This is a genomic window from Nostoc mirabile CHAB5784 (assembly GCF_020829645.1).
Classification (GTDB): domain Bacteria; phylum Cyanobacteriota; class Cyanobacteriia; order Cyanobacteriales; family Nostocaceae; genus Nostoc; species Nostoc mirabile.
The window spans coordinates 58,899-75,070 of the sequence record NZ_JAIVFS010000040.1 but is presented as its reverse complement, the minus strand read 5'-3'; the positions used below and the strand labels follow the sequence as shown (position 1 = coordinate 75,070).

Below are 16,172 nucleotides of genomic sequence, written 5' to 3'. Positions count from 1 at the left end.
TCTGGAGCAGATATACTACAGAATTGTTAAAGGTCGCGGATGCTTTGAGGCTGACAAGATAATATTTTTAATCTCTAATTCCATTTGATTTGCGTTCTCTCATATCGCTTTTAGTCTAAACTCCAGTGCTAAGAGCTAATAGCCCCCCTGCCTACACCGCGATAGGATATTTTTTTAGTTGGAAGTCCCTAACCTCCGCGTTCCTCTGCGTTTAAATCTTCTGCCGCCTTCTGCCTCGTGCCTATCTCTCAGCAGATAGCTTGCTTGTTAAACTTATCCGTGGTTTGATTAAAATACGATATTTATATCGATTTATCGTATTTTATTGACGACTCAATTACCTGAATTAACTTGTCAGCGACAAAGTAAATATAAAACTTTCCATGCCTATCCAAACTATTGGTATTTTAAGTCCAGGTGATATGGGACAAGCGATCGCAGCTGTTCTCAATCAAAATGGATTGAAAACTATTGCTGCTCTAGACAATCGCAGTGAACGAACTCGGCAATTAGCAGCCGCAGCCAACATCCAAGATGTGGGTTCCCTCACGCAACTAGTAATTGAATCTGATGTAGTCTTGTCAGTTCTCGTTCCGGCAGCAGCCACCGAAGCAGCAAAGCAAGTAGCTGAGGCGATCAGCAATGTTGGTAAACCCATTCTCTATGTTGACTGTAATGCGATCGCACCCCAAAAAGTCATCAGTATCAGCCAACTTATTGAATCAGTTGGGGGAACATTCGTAGATGCATCAATTATTGGCCCACCACCACGAGTTCCCAATCGCACCCGCATTTATGCTTCGGGAAAACAGGCCAGTCAACTCCTACAACTGCGGGATCATGGCTTGGATGTGCGGGCGATTGGTGATGAAATTGGTCAGGCTTCCGGTTTGAAAATGACCTATGCAGCCCTGACAAAAGGACTTACAGCAATCGGCACAGAATTACTAATAGCAGCCCATCGTTTAGGGTTGGATAAGCAACTATGGGATGAAGTGTCTAGTAGCCAACAGGAACTTGCTAGCATATTAACCCGTTCGATTCCATCGATGACACCGAAAGCGCATCGTTGGATAGGAGAAATGGAAGAGATTGCAGAAACTTTTAAAGAGTTAGGTCTGACTGAGCGCATTTTTTACGGCGCAGCCGACGTTTACCGCTTGGTCAAAGAAACCTCCTTGGGTAAGGAAACACCAGAAGAATGCAATCGCGATCGTCCATTGGATGAAATCATTACAATCCTCTCCAATGAAGCAATATCTGACACCTAATCTTGAGTAAGTAGGTCGGCGTAAATAATTATCGTTGGGATAAGGCAGGGGGCAGGGGGCAGGGAGCAGGGGGAAAAAGAGTTTGAGCCTTGTTTACTTTTCTTTACACAGTTTGGTTTTATTGTGCCGACTTACTTAATTGTTTTATAGACGGGGTAAAAAACGATAATCTATGACTCAAGAGCAATGGACTACGGTCGATCGTTACTTCACCGATTTGCTTGTGCCGCCCGACCCGGCGCTGGATGCGGCTCTCCAGACCAGCGCCGCAGCCGGACTACCATCGCACAATGTTTCGCCAAACCAGGGCAAGCTGCTGCTGCTGTTGGCGCAAATCCAAGGGGCGCGAACCATCCTGGAGATTGGTACGCTGGGCGGCTACAGTACTATCTGGCTGGCGCGGGCGTTACCCAGCGACGGCCGTCTGATTACGCTGGAGGCTAACCCAAAGCATGCCGAAGTCGCCCACGCCAACATCACCCACGCTGGTCTGTCCGATATCGTTGACCTACGCCTTGGACAGGCACTCTCTACGCTACCACAGATTGCCGCAGAGGGTCATAGCCCATTTGACCTGATCTTCATTGACGCCGACAAGCCAAACAATCCAGATTACTTGATGTGGGCGCTCAAGCTTTCCCGTCGCGGCAGCCTGATCATCGCCGATAATGTTGTGCGTAACGGAGCGGTGGTTGATGCTGCTAACGGCGATCCTAGCGTCCAGGGGGTGCGTCGTTTCAACGAACTGCTTGCCTCTGAGCCACGCGTCAGCGCCACGGCAATCCAGACCGTGGGTAGCAAAGGATACGACGGCTTCGCGATCGCGATCGTCACCGCTGACCAATAGGGCATTGAGCCAAGAGCCGTGAATTTATTGCTTAATTTTTGCAATCGCTCTTTAAGCTTGAATAGCAAGAGATTGTTAAGTAGGTAAACATAATTAATTACACAATGTCATTGCGAATGTAGCGAAGCGAAATGAAGCAATTCGCTTGCGGCTGGGATTGCTTCGCTTCGCTCGCAATGACTGTAATTAATTTTGCGTAGTTACTTATTTGTTAAGTCTTAGGAACGATTTTGAGGGAACAGGTAGGCGATCGCAGCGTAACCCGAAACACTGAGTAAACTAACCAAAAAAGCAGCCAAAATAAAAGTAGACATAATCTTAGACTCTATGCATTTCCAAAATCTCGGCATCCATCAAAAAACAAAGACTTTGGATAGTTTCAAATTAGCAATTGGGTATGACACAGCCGTGACTACATTGTGTCAATCCTTTATCTCAAGCTAAAGGCAGAAAAAACCGAAACGTACTGCCAACTCCCAACTCGCTTTCTACCTGAATCTGACCGCCTTGTAGTTCAATCAAACGACGGGAAATAGTTAAGCCAATACCAGTACCTCCCGAATGGCGATCGCGCGACTGATCGGCTCGCCAGAAGCGCTCAAACACATGGGGCAAATTTTCTGGAGGGATACCAATACCTGTATCTATAACCGCAATCCAGAGTTGAGATCCTTCAGTTCCAGCACGAATGGTAATTGAACCTTCATTCGTGTAACGCACTGCATTACCTAGCAGATTAACCAACACCTGTTCTGTGCGGTCAATATCTGCTAATACAGGAGGCAGCACAGATGGACATTCTAAGACCAGAACTGGCCCATCTTCCAACAGCTGGTCGGTGAATTTCACCACTAATGACTCTAACAACGGATGCAGATTTACCCGTTGTATATTAATTGGCAAATAACCAGCTTCTGCCTTAGACAGTTCTTGTAAATCGTTCACCAACCGCTCTAAGCGCCTAGTTTCTTTAGCTAAACGCCGATAAATTTCAGGAGACGCTTCAATTTCCCCATCAGCGAGTTCTTCCAAGTAACCGCGCACTACTGTTAACGGTGTCCGTAATTCATGGGTCATGTCTCCAATTACTTCTCGCCGCCGCGCTTCTACCCCTTCTAAACTGGCTGCCATCCGGTTAAAACTAGCACCCAATCCATTAAGTTCTGCAATGTCAGATATCGGTAGTCGTGCATCCATCTGACCAGCAGCAAATTTTTGGGTAATTTGTTCCATCTCGGTCAACCGCCGCATAATCCTTCTAGACACCCAGTAACTCAATCCTCCGGCGGCGGTAGTGCCGACTAAGACTGACCAAATAGTGCTTCGCTGCCAAGCAAGTTCAAATCCTGTAACCAATTCAGTACGGATATTGATTAAGTCGAACCCCCGATTTTCTAATCGTTCCAAATGCAAGACAAACAAGCGAGGGGAAGAGATTTTGCTGATGCTCACCAGACTAGCTACCCCCACGAGCATTACTACTAAGTGGGAGAGAAATAGGCGCTCTCTCAGCCCCATTTTCATAACGTTTACGCTACCAGAGGATCTTCAAATTTATAGCCCACCCCAACAACAGTTTTAATAAAAGTAGGATTTGCCGAATCAGGCTCAATCTTTTTTCGCAACCGAGCAACATGAGTATCCACCACTCGTTCATCGCCAAAAAAGTTATCTCCCCAAAGTTTATCAATTAGTTGAGTGCGGTTCCAAACTCGACCAGGATTGCTGACAAAGGTAGTTAGCAAGTTAAATTCTAGGGTAGTTAAGTCCAAAATCTCGACTTCTTTGGAATTCATCTGACGACTGGCAGTGCGCTGGTCTACATCGACAATAAAATGTTGGGTACGATTGACTTGATGTTGTCCCCCTTGGCGGAAGCTACGCCGCAATAGTGCCCTCACCCTAGCCACCAACTCTCTGGGGCTAAAGGGTTTGACCATGTAATCATCAGCACCAGTAGACAGACCAATAACGCGATCGATTTCCTCACCCTTAGCCGTAAGCATTAAAATGTAAGGATCTTTTACACCTGGTTTCTGGCGAATTCTGGCACAAACTTCCAACCCATCCAAACCAGGAATCATTAAATCTAGAATGATTAAATCAGGTGGTTGCTCCTGAAACATCCGCAAAGCATTCATGCCATCGCGGCTAGTGCGACAAAAAAATCCTTCTTTTTCTAAAGAGAGTTCAATTAAATGAGCAATTTCTGGTTCATCTTCAACTATTAAAATATCCATTTCAATTAGGGTCGAGCAAAATGGGACTGAAGAAGACAAAAAAGAGTTCTTTCACCACATCTGGTACTCTTTGCGTATTCTTTTAGCGGTTCTTTCAACCTCACCCCCAACCCCTCTCCGATGCTTTGGAGAGGGGAGTGTTTGCTTTACTCAAATACGGGGTGAGGTGACTGCACCCAAGTGAGAACCGCTATAGTTAAAGGTTTGAATTTGACGGCGTGCGATAACTATAGCCAACATTAGAATCTTTTTGAATGTGTGCCTTAATACTATCAAGGTCAATGAAGCAGTCAGCAACATCAATCAAGCTTTCACTAGTGGTATTTTGTAGACTCACCACTTCCACCCGAACCCCCATTCTGCTGACAGCGTTCACAGCATAGGCTAAATCCCCATCGCCACTGACTAAAACCGCAGTATCATAATAAGGAGCTAAAGTTATCATGTCTACAGCAATTTCTACGTTCAGATTTGATTTTTTGAAATTTTCTGCTGCTAGAACTAGCTCTTTTGCCACTACACGATAGCCATTACGACGCATCCACAATAGAAAACCCTGTTGCTTTTCATTGGTGATATCAACCCCAGTATAAAAGAAAGCACGCAACAGTTTTGAACCGTTGGTTAAATGACAAAGCAATTTAACGTAGTCAATTTCTATACCGAGTTGTAAAGCTGTATGAAATAGGCTTAAGCCATCAATAAAAATAGCAACTCGACCACGATTCAAGCTATTTAAAATCAAACTATCAGGTGCAGGATCTTCCATCTTGGTATCTTTACCTTTGACAGGAGTATCGCTCAAATTTTGCCCTTGCCAATGTGGTTTAGCTTTGAGTACTTTAGGTTCTTTAAATTCATTTCTTTGTTTACTAAAATTAGTTATAATCATTGATACCTCTGATTTTAAATCTGGAAAGAGTTTTGGGTAAATTGTCTATACTATAGTCTAGTCTGTGCTGATTTATAAACCTAGCAGGTAATTGCCTTAAGTCACTACATTTAGATAAACTTAACTGACGCTAAACAGAATCAAAACTACACAGTCCAAGGGTTTTTGACTGTTGTCAGGGTTGCTTTGACGAGATATTGCCTCTGCCCACAGATATGTTAATCTTTACCCACGTAGACAGCAAGAGTTTGGACAAATTGACACTCTTAGGTCTAAAGACACGCTCGATTCTTGATTCAACGAAGTCACTTGCTTAGGCAGGATTGCTCCAGCAAAAGTAGAGGTGTCTTCTGCACAAGCGGGGAAGAGCGTCTAGGCAAAGGTTCGATATGCCCTAGAATCGGCGAACGTCATCTATCTATATTTTATTTTACCCTGTATGGGTTTGAGGCTTGTTTCTCTCTCAAAAGAGAAGTTTTAGTAAAGTATCTAAGTAATATTTAATACAATTTTTATAAAAGTTTAGCTGAATGAGGGAGTGCTAAACGCTCAATAGGACTTCCAAGAAATAAATTACCCAAATAAACGAACCACTCCAGACACAGAGAACACAGAGGAATGAGGAGAGAGAGCTTTTTCGTAAATTTATTGGGTATTTTTTTATTTGGAAGTCCCATAGTCAGAAAGCATTGATTAAAATACAAGATTCCCGACTTCTTTAAAGAAGCCGGGAATCTGAGTTTTAGTCTTTAGCTAACTTATTGTTGGATGTGTAGTAAACTTTACTACCAGTATCAGGGACAAAATGGCAGCTGATACATGAATTCCATACTGACTTCCAAATTGGTTCTTCCGATTTATGGAAATACTCACCCATCACTGGTTTTATTGCCTCAGTTGCCTTCAGCAAATTGTAGTGAGGGATGTTAAGGAATATATGGTGAGCAACATGAGTACCAATATCGTGATGGATATGATTAACCAAACCATAATTACGATCAATACTAGAAATCGCCCCTTTCAGGAAAGTCCAATCTTCTCCACGATACCAAGGAAGGTCTGGCTCAGTATGGTGCAAGAATGTCACCAAATCTAGCCAAACTATGAATACAAGGTAGGGCACAGCGTAATATTTCAGCAACCACATCCAACCCCATTGGTAGGTGAGGAAACCTAGCAAACCTACCATGCCAATCAAAAGTACAGTACTAGTTATGACATCCCATTTTTCCGATGGTTTGAAAAGCGAGCTACTGGGCAAAAAGTGGGAGCCTTCCTTATTAGGAGAACGCTTAAACAAATACACAGGATAAGCCAAAAGAAAAACATAATATCTGCCTATCTTTTGGGCTAAAGGCATCTCCTTATATTGTGATTCTGTCACAGGATACCAGCTTTCATCGTTATCGATATTGCCAGTATTTTTGTGATGAGTTCTGTGACTAATCCGCCAACCATGATAAGGAACAAGTATTGGTGTGTGAGAAAGATGTCCAATCAAATCATTAAGCCATTTATGCTTAGAAAAAGATTGGTGTCCGCAGTCATGTCCGACTACAAACAAAGCCCAAAACATCGTTCCTTGCATTAGCCAGAAAATCGGGAAGAAAAGCCAAGAATCCAGGTAATGAGCAACTGCATAAAGCAGACTGATAATCAGGATGTCACGAAAAAAGTAAAAAAGTGATTTTGTCACATTGGGCTGAAAGCATTCAGCAGGAATTGCAGCTTTTAAATCCTGAAGAGTGAAAGGTAATTTAGTCGTATCCTCAGAGGTTTCACTGCTAAGAGGATTGTTGAAACTGATAATATTTGATGGCACTGGATTCTTTTGATTGGATAAAAATCGGAACTTTATTTGAGACAAAATCATCTCACCTCTAGGATGCCCACGAAACTAGCGATCGCTAACACACAAGAGAATAATTTCTGGCAAGCCTAACAATTTTAGTCAGGAAGAAATTGCCAGATTCTATTTAAACACAGCATGATAAACGCTCTCGTCGATTCAAGAGCGTGAGTGTAATCACAGCGCTATTTATCGCTCTGTGTAATATTCGTTGAAAGTCTTATAGCCAACATCAGTTGTGTATAGTTGACATTGGTCTGTAATCTGCTTCATTAAAGGCCAAGAAAACTGACACTCACCATGCAGATAAGGCTCCCAATTTTCTTTGATGCTGCTGTAAGCTAGCCGCAAATTATAAGAAGGAATCGCAGTGGAAATATGATGAGGGACATGAACATTGATATCGTGGCACAGGATTTCTACCCAGCGCGGATAATCGCAATGAATAGTGCCAGATAACTGTGCTACAGCCTCGTTCCACTTGTTCGCTGTCACAAAAGGAACATCTGCGGCAGTATGGTGAACAATGGTAAAAGTACTCATCCAAAAATGGTAAATCATCCAGGGCACTAGCCAAAACTTGACAAATCCCCAGATACCAGTTGTGGCGATGAGAATCGGGAAAGCGATCGCTGCAAACACAACTACTACAGCCACAGAAAGCTTGATGCTTGATTGGTCTTTAGTTTTGAAGTTCCGCCAATCAAAATGCACCACAGCCCAATGTCCAATGGAACCTACCCACCAGAAGCGATTACGCATGAATCCCTCAAAAACAGACTGTCGGGTTTTATCCCAACTTTCAAACACTTCTGGTGTGATTGGATGCCAAGCGTTGTCCTCATCCAGCTTGTTGGTATGAGTATGGTGATAATTATGCTTAATGCGCCAACTGTGAAAGGGGTAAATCAACGGCATCATGAAGAAGTGACCCACCAAATCATTTACCCAACGACGTTTGGCAAAAGACCTGTGACCACAATCATGAGCAATTACAAAAAAACCTGTTAAAGCAGTGCCCGTAAAAATCCAAGCTAGGGGCAAAAGAAACCAGGGAGTGATGATCAGGCTGTAGTAGCCCAAGGCAACTGCCAAGACACTGAGCAGTACTTGTGTCCAAGCTTTGCGACGGTTCTGCTGAAAGCATTCCCGTGGCAGGGTTTTGACAATATCTTTGAGCCGGAAGTCGGAATTACCAGGCTCGTCACTTAGTTTCTGGCTATTAATTATTGATGTAGTCATGAACACCTGAAAAAGAACAAACTCCTCCACCAAGTCACTAAAAAAGCAACTTGCCGCAAAAATTCTTAATATTAGCGCTTCGGATTATAGCAATCTAACCGACACAAGCGCACCAGTAAATAGCTTTTTGAAAAGTGAGGAGTTAGAAGTGATGAGTTATGAGTTAAAAACGTTACACATCCTCACTCCTGTACAGACGTGATTAATCGCGTCTCTCCTGTACAGACGCGATTAATGAGCCAGCGCGTTGCGGGGGTTCCCCCCGTTGTAGCGACTGGCGTCGCGTCTCTACTCCTAACTAGCTTTTGTTGGGGCCAACTTCACATTAGTAGCCAGACCAACTGCTTGCAGCAATTGAACAGTCATCCAAGTTAAATCGATTTCCCACCATTCCAGCCCATGACGAGCTGAGTATTGAAAAGCATGATGGTTATTATGCCAGCCTTCACCGAAAACTAGTACGGCTACCCACCAGCAATTAGTCGATTTATCCCCAGAATCATAGCTCCGATAGCCAAATTTATGAGTAGCGCTGTTCACCAACCAAGTGCAGTGGTAAACCCAGACAATGCGAACAAAAATTCCCCAAATAACAAAGGGCCAGCCACCTAGAAGCAAAAGCAATACACCCAGAGCAACCTGGATCAAAATGAAATATTTTTCTAAAAACTGATAAACTGGGTCTTCGGCAATGTCTTTGGTGAAACGAGGAACATCAGCGTGAGCGGGACAATAATGAATCAGCCAATCCATGTGGCTCCACCAGAAGCCTTTATTAGAGTCATGGGGATCAGTGTCCGTATCAGAGTTTAGATGATGAATGCGATGTGTCCCAATCCACTCAATTGGGCCTCCTTGACAGGAGAGTGTCCCAAAGAAAACCAGGAGATACTCTAGCCACTTGGGAGTTTGAAAACTGCGGTGGGTGACAAGGCGATGAAATCCTAGAGTAACGCCTAAGCCGCCAGTCACCCAGTACAGCAAGAAACCCACACCAACTGCCGTCCAGCTAAAGTTACCAGGAACAAAGGCAAATAAAGCGCCGATGTGCAGTGCAATGAAGAACAGGGTATTAACCCAGTTAACTTGAGGTTTTGTTGAGGTAGCAATTGTCATGCAGTAACCTGAATTTGATTTTTCCAGCCTAGTCTGCGCGATCTTAAAATCCGCATATCTATAAATTTAATTTTTTTTGAACGAGGAACTGATGAACAGCTTAGAACAGCTGCGGCAAGCAGAACAGGCACTATTAGAAATTTTTTCTGGAATTGACACTCAGGTCAAGCATAATCTAAAACGAGTGCTGGATGCTTTTCGTAATCACCGTGTAGGCGCACACCACTTTGCTGGTGTAAGTGGCTATGGTCACGATGATTTAGGACGAGAAACTTTAGATAAAGTTTTTGCGGAAGTTATGGGCGCCCAAGCTGCGGCCGTGCGAGTGCAGTTCGTTTCGGGAACTCATGCGATCGCTTGTGCTTTGTTTGGTGTTCTCCGTCCTGGAGATGAAATGTTAGCAGTGGTCGGTTCTCCCTACGATACGCTTGAAGAAGTCATTGGTTTACGTGGTCAAGGTCAAGGCTCTCTAATCGAGTTTGGCATAAATTACCGCCAATTGGAGCTAACCACAGAAGGAACTATAGATTGGCAATCTTTAAGTAGTAGTGTGACCGAAAACACTCGTTTAGTGTTAATTCAGCGTTCTTGTGGCTATTCTTGGCGTCCTAGTTTATCAATTGCTGATATTGAAAAAATCGTCCACTTAGTCAAACAGCAAAACCCGAACACCGTTTGCTTTGTGGATAACTGCTACGGCGAATTTATTGAAACAAAGGAACCTACAGCTGTAGGTGCTGATTTAATTGCAGGGTCATTGATTAAAAATCCTGGTGGTACTATTGTCAGCGCTGGCGGTTATGTCGCCGGTCGCGCCGACTTAGTGGAAGCATCGGCCTGTCGCCTGACTGCTCCCGGTATTGGTAGTTATGGTGGCGCTACTTTTGACCAAAATCGTCTGCTGTTCCAAGGCTTATTTCTGGCTCCGCAAATGGTAGGAGAGGCGATGAAAGGGACATATTTAACTGGTTATGTATTTGACAAATTGGGTTATCCAGTCAATCCCGCACCTCTGGCTCCTCGTGGGGATGTAATTCAGGCAATCAAACTCGGTTCTGCCGAAAAGCTAATTGCTTTCTGTAAAGCCATACAACAGCATTCTCCCATAGGTTCCTATCTTGACCCTGTTCCAGATGAAATGCCGGGGTATGAGAGCAAAGTAGTCATGGCTGGGGGGACATTTATTGAAGGGAGTACCTTGGAATTATCAGCAGATGGGCCAATGCGATCGCCGTATGTGGTTTATTGCCAGGGGGGGACTCATTGGACTCATGTAGCGATCGCCTTGGAGGCTGCGATTAATGCAATAGGAAATGCTGGTACAAAATTGTAGCATATATTCCGCAGGGCATGAGGTTTGTTGAGAAATTAGGGACTTCCAAGAAATAAATTATCCAAATAAACGAACCACTCCAGACACAGAGAACACAGAGGAATAAGGAGGAGAGAGTTTTTTCGCCAGTTTTTTGAGTATTTTTTTATTTGGAAGTCCCTTAGTGAAAGGCGATCGCATTTGTTATTTCGGCGATCGCATTTGTTATTTCGGCGATCGCATTTGTTATTTCGGCGATCGCATTTGTTATTTCGGCGATCGCATTTGTTATTTCGGCGAACGCATTTGTTATTTCGGCGAACGCATTTGTTATTTCGGCGAACGCATTTGTTACTTCGGCGAACGCATTTGTTATTTCGGCGAACGCATTTGTTATTTCGGCGAACGCATTTGTTATTTCGGCGAACGCATTTGTTATTTCGGCAATTTGAGTTTCACGCAAAGTCAAGCGATTAGCTACACCAAAATTCAATCTTGTTTGTCGCATCCCTATCAATACGGTTCGGATAAGACTCGATCCCCCCAACCCACGCCAGTCGCTCCACTTGGGGAGACCCCAAGACCGCGCTGGCTCCCCGATAAATTGGCTTGCTCATAATGGCTCTATTTCCCCCAATTTATCGGGGGACTAAGGGGGATCTTTATGTCTGGTAGTGCATCCAAGGCGGATAACTCCACTATTTAAGCGTGTCCATGCTGAAAGTAGAGTTGCTTAAATCCAATCTCACAAACGTCTGACTATACTTGACTATGTGATTTGGAACTATTTATATAGTCAATCACTTGTTGCAACTTGTGTTTTGGTAAACCCCCTGAATATTCCCGTAATACAAGTTGCTGTGTACAGTAGTACTGCAACAGATGAACGATTAGGGCATTAGCCATTGCTTCTGCATATAGGCGACTATCTGCACCATAATTTTCGAGGGCAGATTTGAGGGCTAGCCCAATTTGGTAAACCAGTGGATCGGGTGTGGCAAAATGTGGTAGAAGTTCAATGCGATCGGGATCGACTGATTCGTAAATTGCATGAGCGAAAACAGTTGGTTCAAATCCCAGAATAATCACACCACCTGCTGTATCCCAATAGGCACGATGTCCGATATTAGCAGGGGAGACAACAATATTACCCTGAATTACTTGCTCACTTTTAAAGCGACCATCGAGCCTCCGTTCTGCCTGAATTGGTGTTGGCACTTCGGTAAAAATAGCAATACCATGCTGTTTAGACAAAACCTCTGGAGTCTCGCCAGCCGCCTGCCAGTCGTAAGCAAAATAGACATTATTCCAGTTTGCACTCAAACTGGTTAGAAGTGGCGATGTCTGACGACAAGCCGCTTCGCGTCTACGCGAAAAAATTCGCTTATACCCATCTTCCTTTTCCTTGGAGAAGTCAACAGATAAAGATTCCGTTTCTAGCATCGCTCTCACTAGTTCGATGTTCTTAATCTATCAAACTACCAAGTGAGTACTAGCTATCTGATACATGTTCATCTTGCAAAAATCCCCCCAACCCTGCTTTGTTAGGAGTATTGGGGGAATTAAGTGTTAAAAGTAAGCTTTGCGATCGCCTCACATTTTGGACAATTCTTTCTAAGCCACAAAGCATAGTAAAAAGGGGAACAAGAATGTTGTTCCCCTACGAACCCTCTATATTTGATGCCATTGAAAGCGGCTATAAGTTTTTAGCGATCGCAAAACTTCAGATAACTGCAAATCAGTTTTCGTCTCGTCCGTGAACTTGAGCGGGTGGACTGGTTGCTTCAACAGCAGTGAATGATTCTAAAATTTTATAGGTGTGACTAGATCCTTTTGGTACTACCCAAGAACTCCCAGGCTCTAGTAAAACCGTTTGCCCTTCAATATGCAATTCTGCACGACCAGTAATTACATAACCAACAGTTTCATATTCTCGCGCTGCTGGCTCTTTAGGTTCATTTGGTTGCTCATTTTCCCATAGGCGCATAGAAACGGTTTTGCCAGATGCAAGATATTTTTGACCAAGTTCACCTTTGGGGGAATTGCTAGAGTCTACTTTAATAACGGTTTTATCAGACATATTTTTTGCCTCTTTTACTTTTAAACTTTGATTGTTTTGCCAGTGCGAGCTGCTTGGTAAATTAGTTGCATCAGCCTGACATCTTGCAAACCTTCCTCACCAGGGGTTTTGGGCTGTTTATTCGCCATGATCGACTCGGATAAATGATCCATCTCCAGGGCGAATTGGTTTTTTTCCTGAATATTCTGTTCTTCGTTGCTGTTCTTGCGTTTGATTATCAAGCGATGTTGGTAGTAATCGGTAGCTGGATCTAACTCTAAGGCTGCATCAGAACCAAAAACTTGGATGCGCTTGGTATCTGCGTAGCCGTAGCTGGAGGTACAATTAGCAAGCACACCGCTAGGAAAACGCAAAACGAAGTTGACATTTTCCTCAACTTCCCGAAAGCGGGGGTCGCCAGGGGTGCTGTACATCATGGCGCTAATTTCTTGTGGTTCCTCGCCTGTGATATACCGCGCCGCTTGCAAGCTATAAATCCCAATGTCATAAAGGGAACCGCCGCCAGCTAGTTTTTTTTGTGCCCGCCAACGATCTGCGGGGTCTTTGGGGTCGAGGTTGCGTCCGTGGTCGGAGGTTATAGCTTTTAGTTTACCGAGTTTGCCGCTTTGTGCCAGTTTGATCGCAGCGAGATTATAGGGTTCATATTGAGCGCGGTAAGCAATCATCAACTTGCGATCGCCTTTTTTGGCAGCATCAATCATTGCTTGGCATTCTTCGACAGTAATAGCCATCGGCTTTTCGCACATGATATGCTTGCCAGCTTGGGCGCCACGAACGCTGTATTCGGCGTGTAACCCGTTAGGTAAGATGATATAAATAACATCTACCTCCGGGTTATTGCGGATAGTATCGTAGTTCTGGTAATTGTAGATATTTTTGGAGTTAACGCCGTATTGCTGGGCTATGCCTTCAGCTTTGGCGCGATCGCCACTGACTAACGCTACCAGTTTTGAGCGCTTACATTCACCAAACGACGGAATAATCTGCTCTGTAGCAAACTTTCCTAAGCCAACAACAGCCCATCCTAACTTTTTTTCAGGAGGCATAGATGGTTCTTTGGCTGGTGCTGGCCCAGCTTGGGCTAGGGTACGATTAGGTTTGAAAATAGTACCTGCTACTCCAAAAGTACTGAGTGCAATTAACCCAAAACCTGCTTTGTGTAATATAGTACGACGCGTAAATTCTGATTTTAGTAAATCAAGCATGGAAGGTTAGGTATTGGGGATTGGGCATGGGGCATTGGGCATTGGGCACTTGTACTGAGCGTGAGCGTAGCGTCTCGTAGAGAAGCCGAAGTATTGGGCATTGGGCATTGGGAAACTCTTCCCCATTCCCTATTCCCTACTCCCCACTCCCTATTAAGGTTTGAGTACGACTTTGATGCAGTTATCTTTCTTGTGCTTAAAAATTTCGTAGCCGTGGGGTGCTTGTTCTAGAGGTAAAGTGTGGGTGATGATAAATGTTGGATCGATTTCACCGTTTTGAATCCGCTCTAGCAAAGGTCGTAAATACTTATGGACATGCGTTTGTCCCATTTTGAAGGTTAATCCCTTGTTCATGGCAGCACCCATCGGGATTTTATCTAAAAAGCCACCGTACACACCCGCAAGTGATACGTGACCACCTTTACCAGCAGACACTATTACTTGCCGTAATGCCGTCGGGCGGTCTGTTTCTAGACGTAGTGCTTGCTTTGCCTGGTCGTAGAATGCCATAAAGTCTGTGCCGTGTGCTTCCATTCCTACTGCATCTATGCAAGCATCGGGGCCACGACCGCCAGTCATTTCTTTGAGTGCTTCGCCTACATTCACTTCTTCGTAGTTGAGAACTTCTGCTTTGCCGTATTCTTTAGCCATTTGCAGCCGTTCGGGAACCCGGTCAAAGGCAATTACACGTTCCGCACCTAGCATATATGCGCTTCTGATGGCGAATTGTCCAACTGGGCCACAACCCCAAACAGCGACAATATCACCGGGTTTGATGTTGCAGTTTTCGGCTGCCATATAGCCTGTGGGGAAAATATCTGTTAAAAATAGTACTTGCTCATCCGTTAAACCATCGGGAATTTTGAACAAGCCTACATCGGCAAATGGTACTCGTGCATACTCTGCTTGACCACCAGCGTAACCGCCGAATAAATGAGAGTAGCCAAATAGACCAGCTGGCGAATGTCCCATTTGCTTTTCTACTAACCAAGCATTGGGGTTAGAGTTGTCGCACAGTGACCATAAATCCCGATTGCAGAAAAAGCAGCTACCACAAGATATAGTGAAAGGAACTACGACGCGATCGCCTACGTTCACATTTTTAACTGCACTTCCAAGTTCTACGACTTCCCCCATGAATTCATGACCAAGGATATCACCCTTTTGCATGGTGGGAATGTAGCCGTCATAAATATGCAAATCAGAACCACAAATTGCCGTAGAAGTAATTTTAACAATGGCATCGCGTGGGTTAATAATTTTGGGGTCGGGAACTGTATCTACCCGCACATCGTTTGCTCCATGCCAGCAAACTGCTTTCATAATTATTTAGTCCTTAGTTATCATTTCTGGCTCGTTAATATCAAGATAAACACTCGATTTAGCTTGATTTTGAGACGCGATAGTTATCGCGTCTCAGGAAATTTTCAAAGCTTGTTTTACAGTGTATGAGTCAAAAAGTTAGACTCAAAATTTGCTACAAGTCTAGCTTCTATCTCTTAGTTATTTGCTAGAAGGAGTTCGGTAATAACCTTCTTTAGTTCCAGTCAATGGCTGAACTTTGTCTCCAACTGTATTTTTTGTAGACTTAAGAAACTCCTTTGTAGCTCGAGGAGTTTCTTCATCCAAGTTTAGCTTCTCGCGGATATTATCAGCAGCGCTTTTTAACGGATTTTGGGTTTTTGTTGTTTGGGTATCGTTTCTGATTTCACCTTGCCCGTCTGGGATTACTTTATAATAAGTACCCTCTGGAGTTATAACATCAGCTTGTGCTACATTAACGTAGGTAAAAGCTTGTCCTAGTAAAAACATAAATCCTACCAGGAAAACTACAAGGATTTGGGAAATGCGAATATTTCGTAGCCAAGAACTTACTCGATTCATAAAAAACCTCAATTGCATTATGTTGGGTGGACAATTGAACGCACCACCAACTAAACTTGCGTTCTAGTTGGGGAAACTTTGCGCTATATAGCGTTCAGACCATATAACGTTCCCAGGTACACTGGCGTCCTCAGTGAGTCGTAGAAACTTTTGTCTACGGAAACCCCAGAAAAACTAGCAATTTTCTAAGAAATAATTGCGCGTATTTGGTCGTGCCTCCACGAAACTTTGTTT

15 protein-coding genes are annotated in these 16,172 nt (G+C 43.9%); 3 read left to right on the top strand and 12 right to left on the bottom strand.

From position 1 onward, the window contains the following. Nucleotides 1-383: 383 nt before the first annotated feature. Both LC653_RS23745 and LC653_RS23740 read left to right on the top strand, forming a co-directional pair. Complete coding sequence (locus LC653_RS23745; protein WP_229497186.1) at nucleotides 384-1,271, top strand: NAD(P)-dependent oxidoreductase; 888 nt, start codon at nucleotides 384-386, stop codon at nucleotides 1,269-1,271. Between the two features lie 172 nt (nucleotides 1,272-1,443). Further along, on the top strand, nucleotides 1,444-2,118 hold the full coding sequence (locus LC653_RS23740) for an O-methyltransferase (protein ID WP_229497185.1): 675 nt from the start codon (nucleotides 1,444-1,446) through the stop codon (nucleotides 2,116-2,118). 435 nt (nucleotides 2,119-2,553) lie between these two features. Here LC653_RS23740 and LC653_RS23735 read toward each other — a convergent pair whose 3' ends face one another. The 6 genes from LC653_RS23735 to LC653_RS23710 all read right to left on the bottom strand — a co-directional run bounded on the left by LC653_RS23735 (nucleotide 2,554) and on the right by LC653_RS23710 (nucleotide 9,457). Further along, nucleotides 2,554-3,642 (bottom strand): sensor histidine kinase, encoded by a 1,089-nt coding sequence (locus tag LC653_RS23735; RefSeq protein WP_229497184.1) that lies wholly within the window; start codon nucleotides 3,640-3,642, stop codon nucleotides 2,554-2,556. Between the two features lie 5 nt (nucleotides 3,643-3,647). Next, a complete protein-coding gene (locus tag LC653_RS23730) occupies nucleotides 3,648-4,358 on the bottom strand; it encodes a response regulator transcription factor (protein WP_229497188.1) in 711 nt (236 codons plus the stop codon). 196 nt (nucleotides 4,359-4,554) lie between these two features. Beyond that, a complete protein-coding gene (locus tag LC653_RS23725; protein WP_229497183.1) occupies nucleotides 4,555-5,250 on the bottom strand; it encodes a LabA-like NYN domain-containing protein in 696 nt (231 codons plus the stop codon). Nucleotides 5,251-5,992: 742 nt separating this feature from the next. Then, a complete protein-coding gene (locus LC653_RS23720) occupies nucleotides 5,993-7,072 on the bottom strand; it encodes a fatty acid desaturase (protein ID WP_229497182.1) in 1,080 nt (359 codons plus the stop codon). A gap of 216 nt (nucleotides 7,073-7,288) precedes the next feature. Further along, nucleotides 7,289-8,341 carry a fatty acid desaturase gene (locus LC653_RS23715; RefSeq protein WP_229497181.1) on the bottom strand — a complete coding sequence of 351 codons (1,053 nt, stop codon included), beginning with the start codon at nucleotides 8,339-8,341 and terminating at the stop codon, nucleotides 7,289-7,291. A 294-nt stretch (nucleotides 8,342-8,635) separates the two neighbouring features. Further along, entirely contained in the window at nucleotides 8,636-9,457 is an 822-nt protein-coding gene (locus LC653_RS23710) for an acyl-CoA desaturase (RefSeq protein WP_229497180.1), read from the bottom strand. A 91-nt stretch (nucleotides 9,458-9,548) separates the two neighbouring features. Between LC653_RS23710 and LC653_RS23705 the strand changes: the two genes are divergently transcribed. Continuing rightward, nucleotides 9,549-10,790, top strand: a complete 1,242-nt coding sequence (locus LC653_RS23705) for a methionine gamma-lyase family protein (protein ID WP_229497179.1) — start codon at nucleotides 9,549-9,551, stop codon at nucleotides 10,788-10,790. Between the two features lie 160 nt (nucleotides 10,791-10,950). On the opposite strand, the gene LC653_RS23700 is transcribed toward LC653_RS23705, so the two are convergent. From LC653_RS23700 to LC653_RS23675, 6 genes are all read right to left on the bottom strand, one after another. Then, nucleotides 10,951-11,277, bottom strand: coding sequence for a hypothetical protein (locus tag LC653_RS23700; protein WP_229497178.1), 327 nt, complete (start codon nucleotides 11,275-11,277; stop codon nucleotides 10,951-10,953). A 251-nt stretch (nucleotides 11,278-11,528) separates the two neighbouring features. Next, nucleotides 11,529-12,212, bottom strand: a complete 684-nt coding sequence (locus tag LC653_RS23695) for an AraC family transcriptional regulator (RefSeq protein WP_229497177.1) — start codon at nucleotides 12,210-12,212, stop codon at nucleotides 11,529-11,531. Between the two features lie 295 nt (nucleotides 12,213-12,507). Continuing rightward, nucleotides 12,508-12,849 carry a cupin domain-containing protein gene (locus LC653_RS23690; RefSeq protein ID WP_229497176.1) on the bottom strand — a complete coding sequence of 114 codons (342 nt, stop codon included), beginning with the start codon at nucleotides 12,847-12,849 and terminating at the stop codon, nucleotides 12,508-12,510. A gap of 20 nt (nucleotides 12,850-12,869) precedes the next feature. Continuing rightward, nucleotides 12,870-14,054 (bottom strand): Gfo/Idh/MocA family protein, encoded by a 1,185-nt coding sequence (locus LC653_RS23685; RefSeq protein WP_229497175.1) that lies wholly within the window; start codon nucleotides 14,052-14,054, stop codon nucleotides 12,870-12,872. A 153-nt stretch (nucleotides 14,055-14,207) separates the two neighbouring features. Beyond that, nucleotides 14,208-15,377: a zinc-dependent alcohol dehydrogenase gene (locus tag LC653_RS23680; protein WP_229497174.1), complete on the bottom strand. Its 1,170-nt coding sequence runs from the start codon at nucleotides 15,375-15,377 to the stop codon at nucleotides 14,208-14,210. Between the two features lie 180 nt (nucleotides 15,378-15,557). Continuing rightward, the gene (locus LC653_RS23675) at nucleotides 15,558-15,938 is read right to left on the bottom strand and encodes a hypothetical protein (RefSeq protein ID WP_229497173.1); all 381 of its coding nucleotides are present in this window, start codon (nucleotides 15,936-15,938) and stop codon (nucleotides 15,558-15,560) included. Nucleotides 15,939-16,172: the final 234 nt, after the last annotated feature.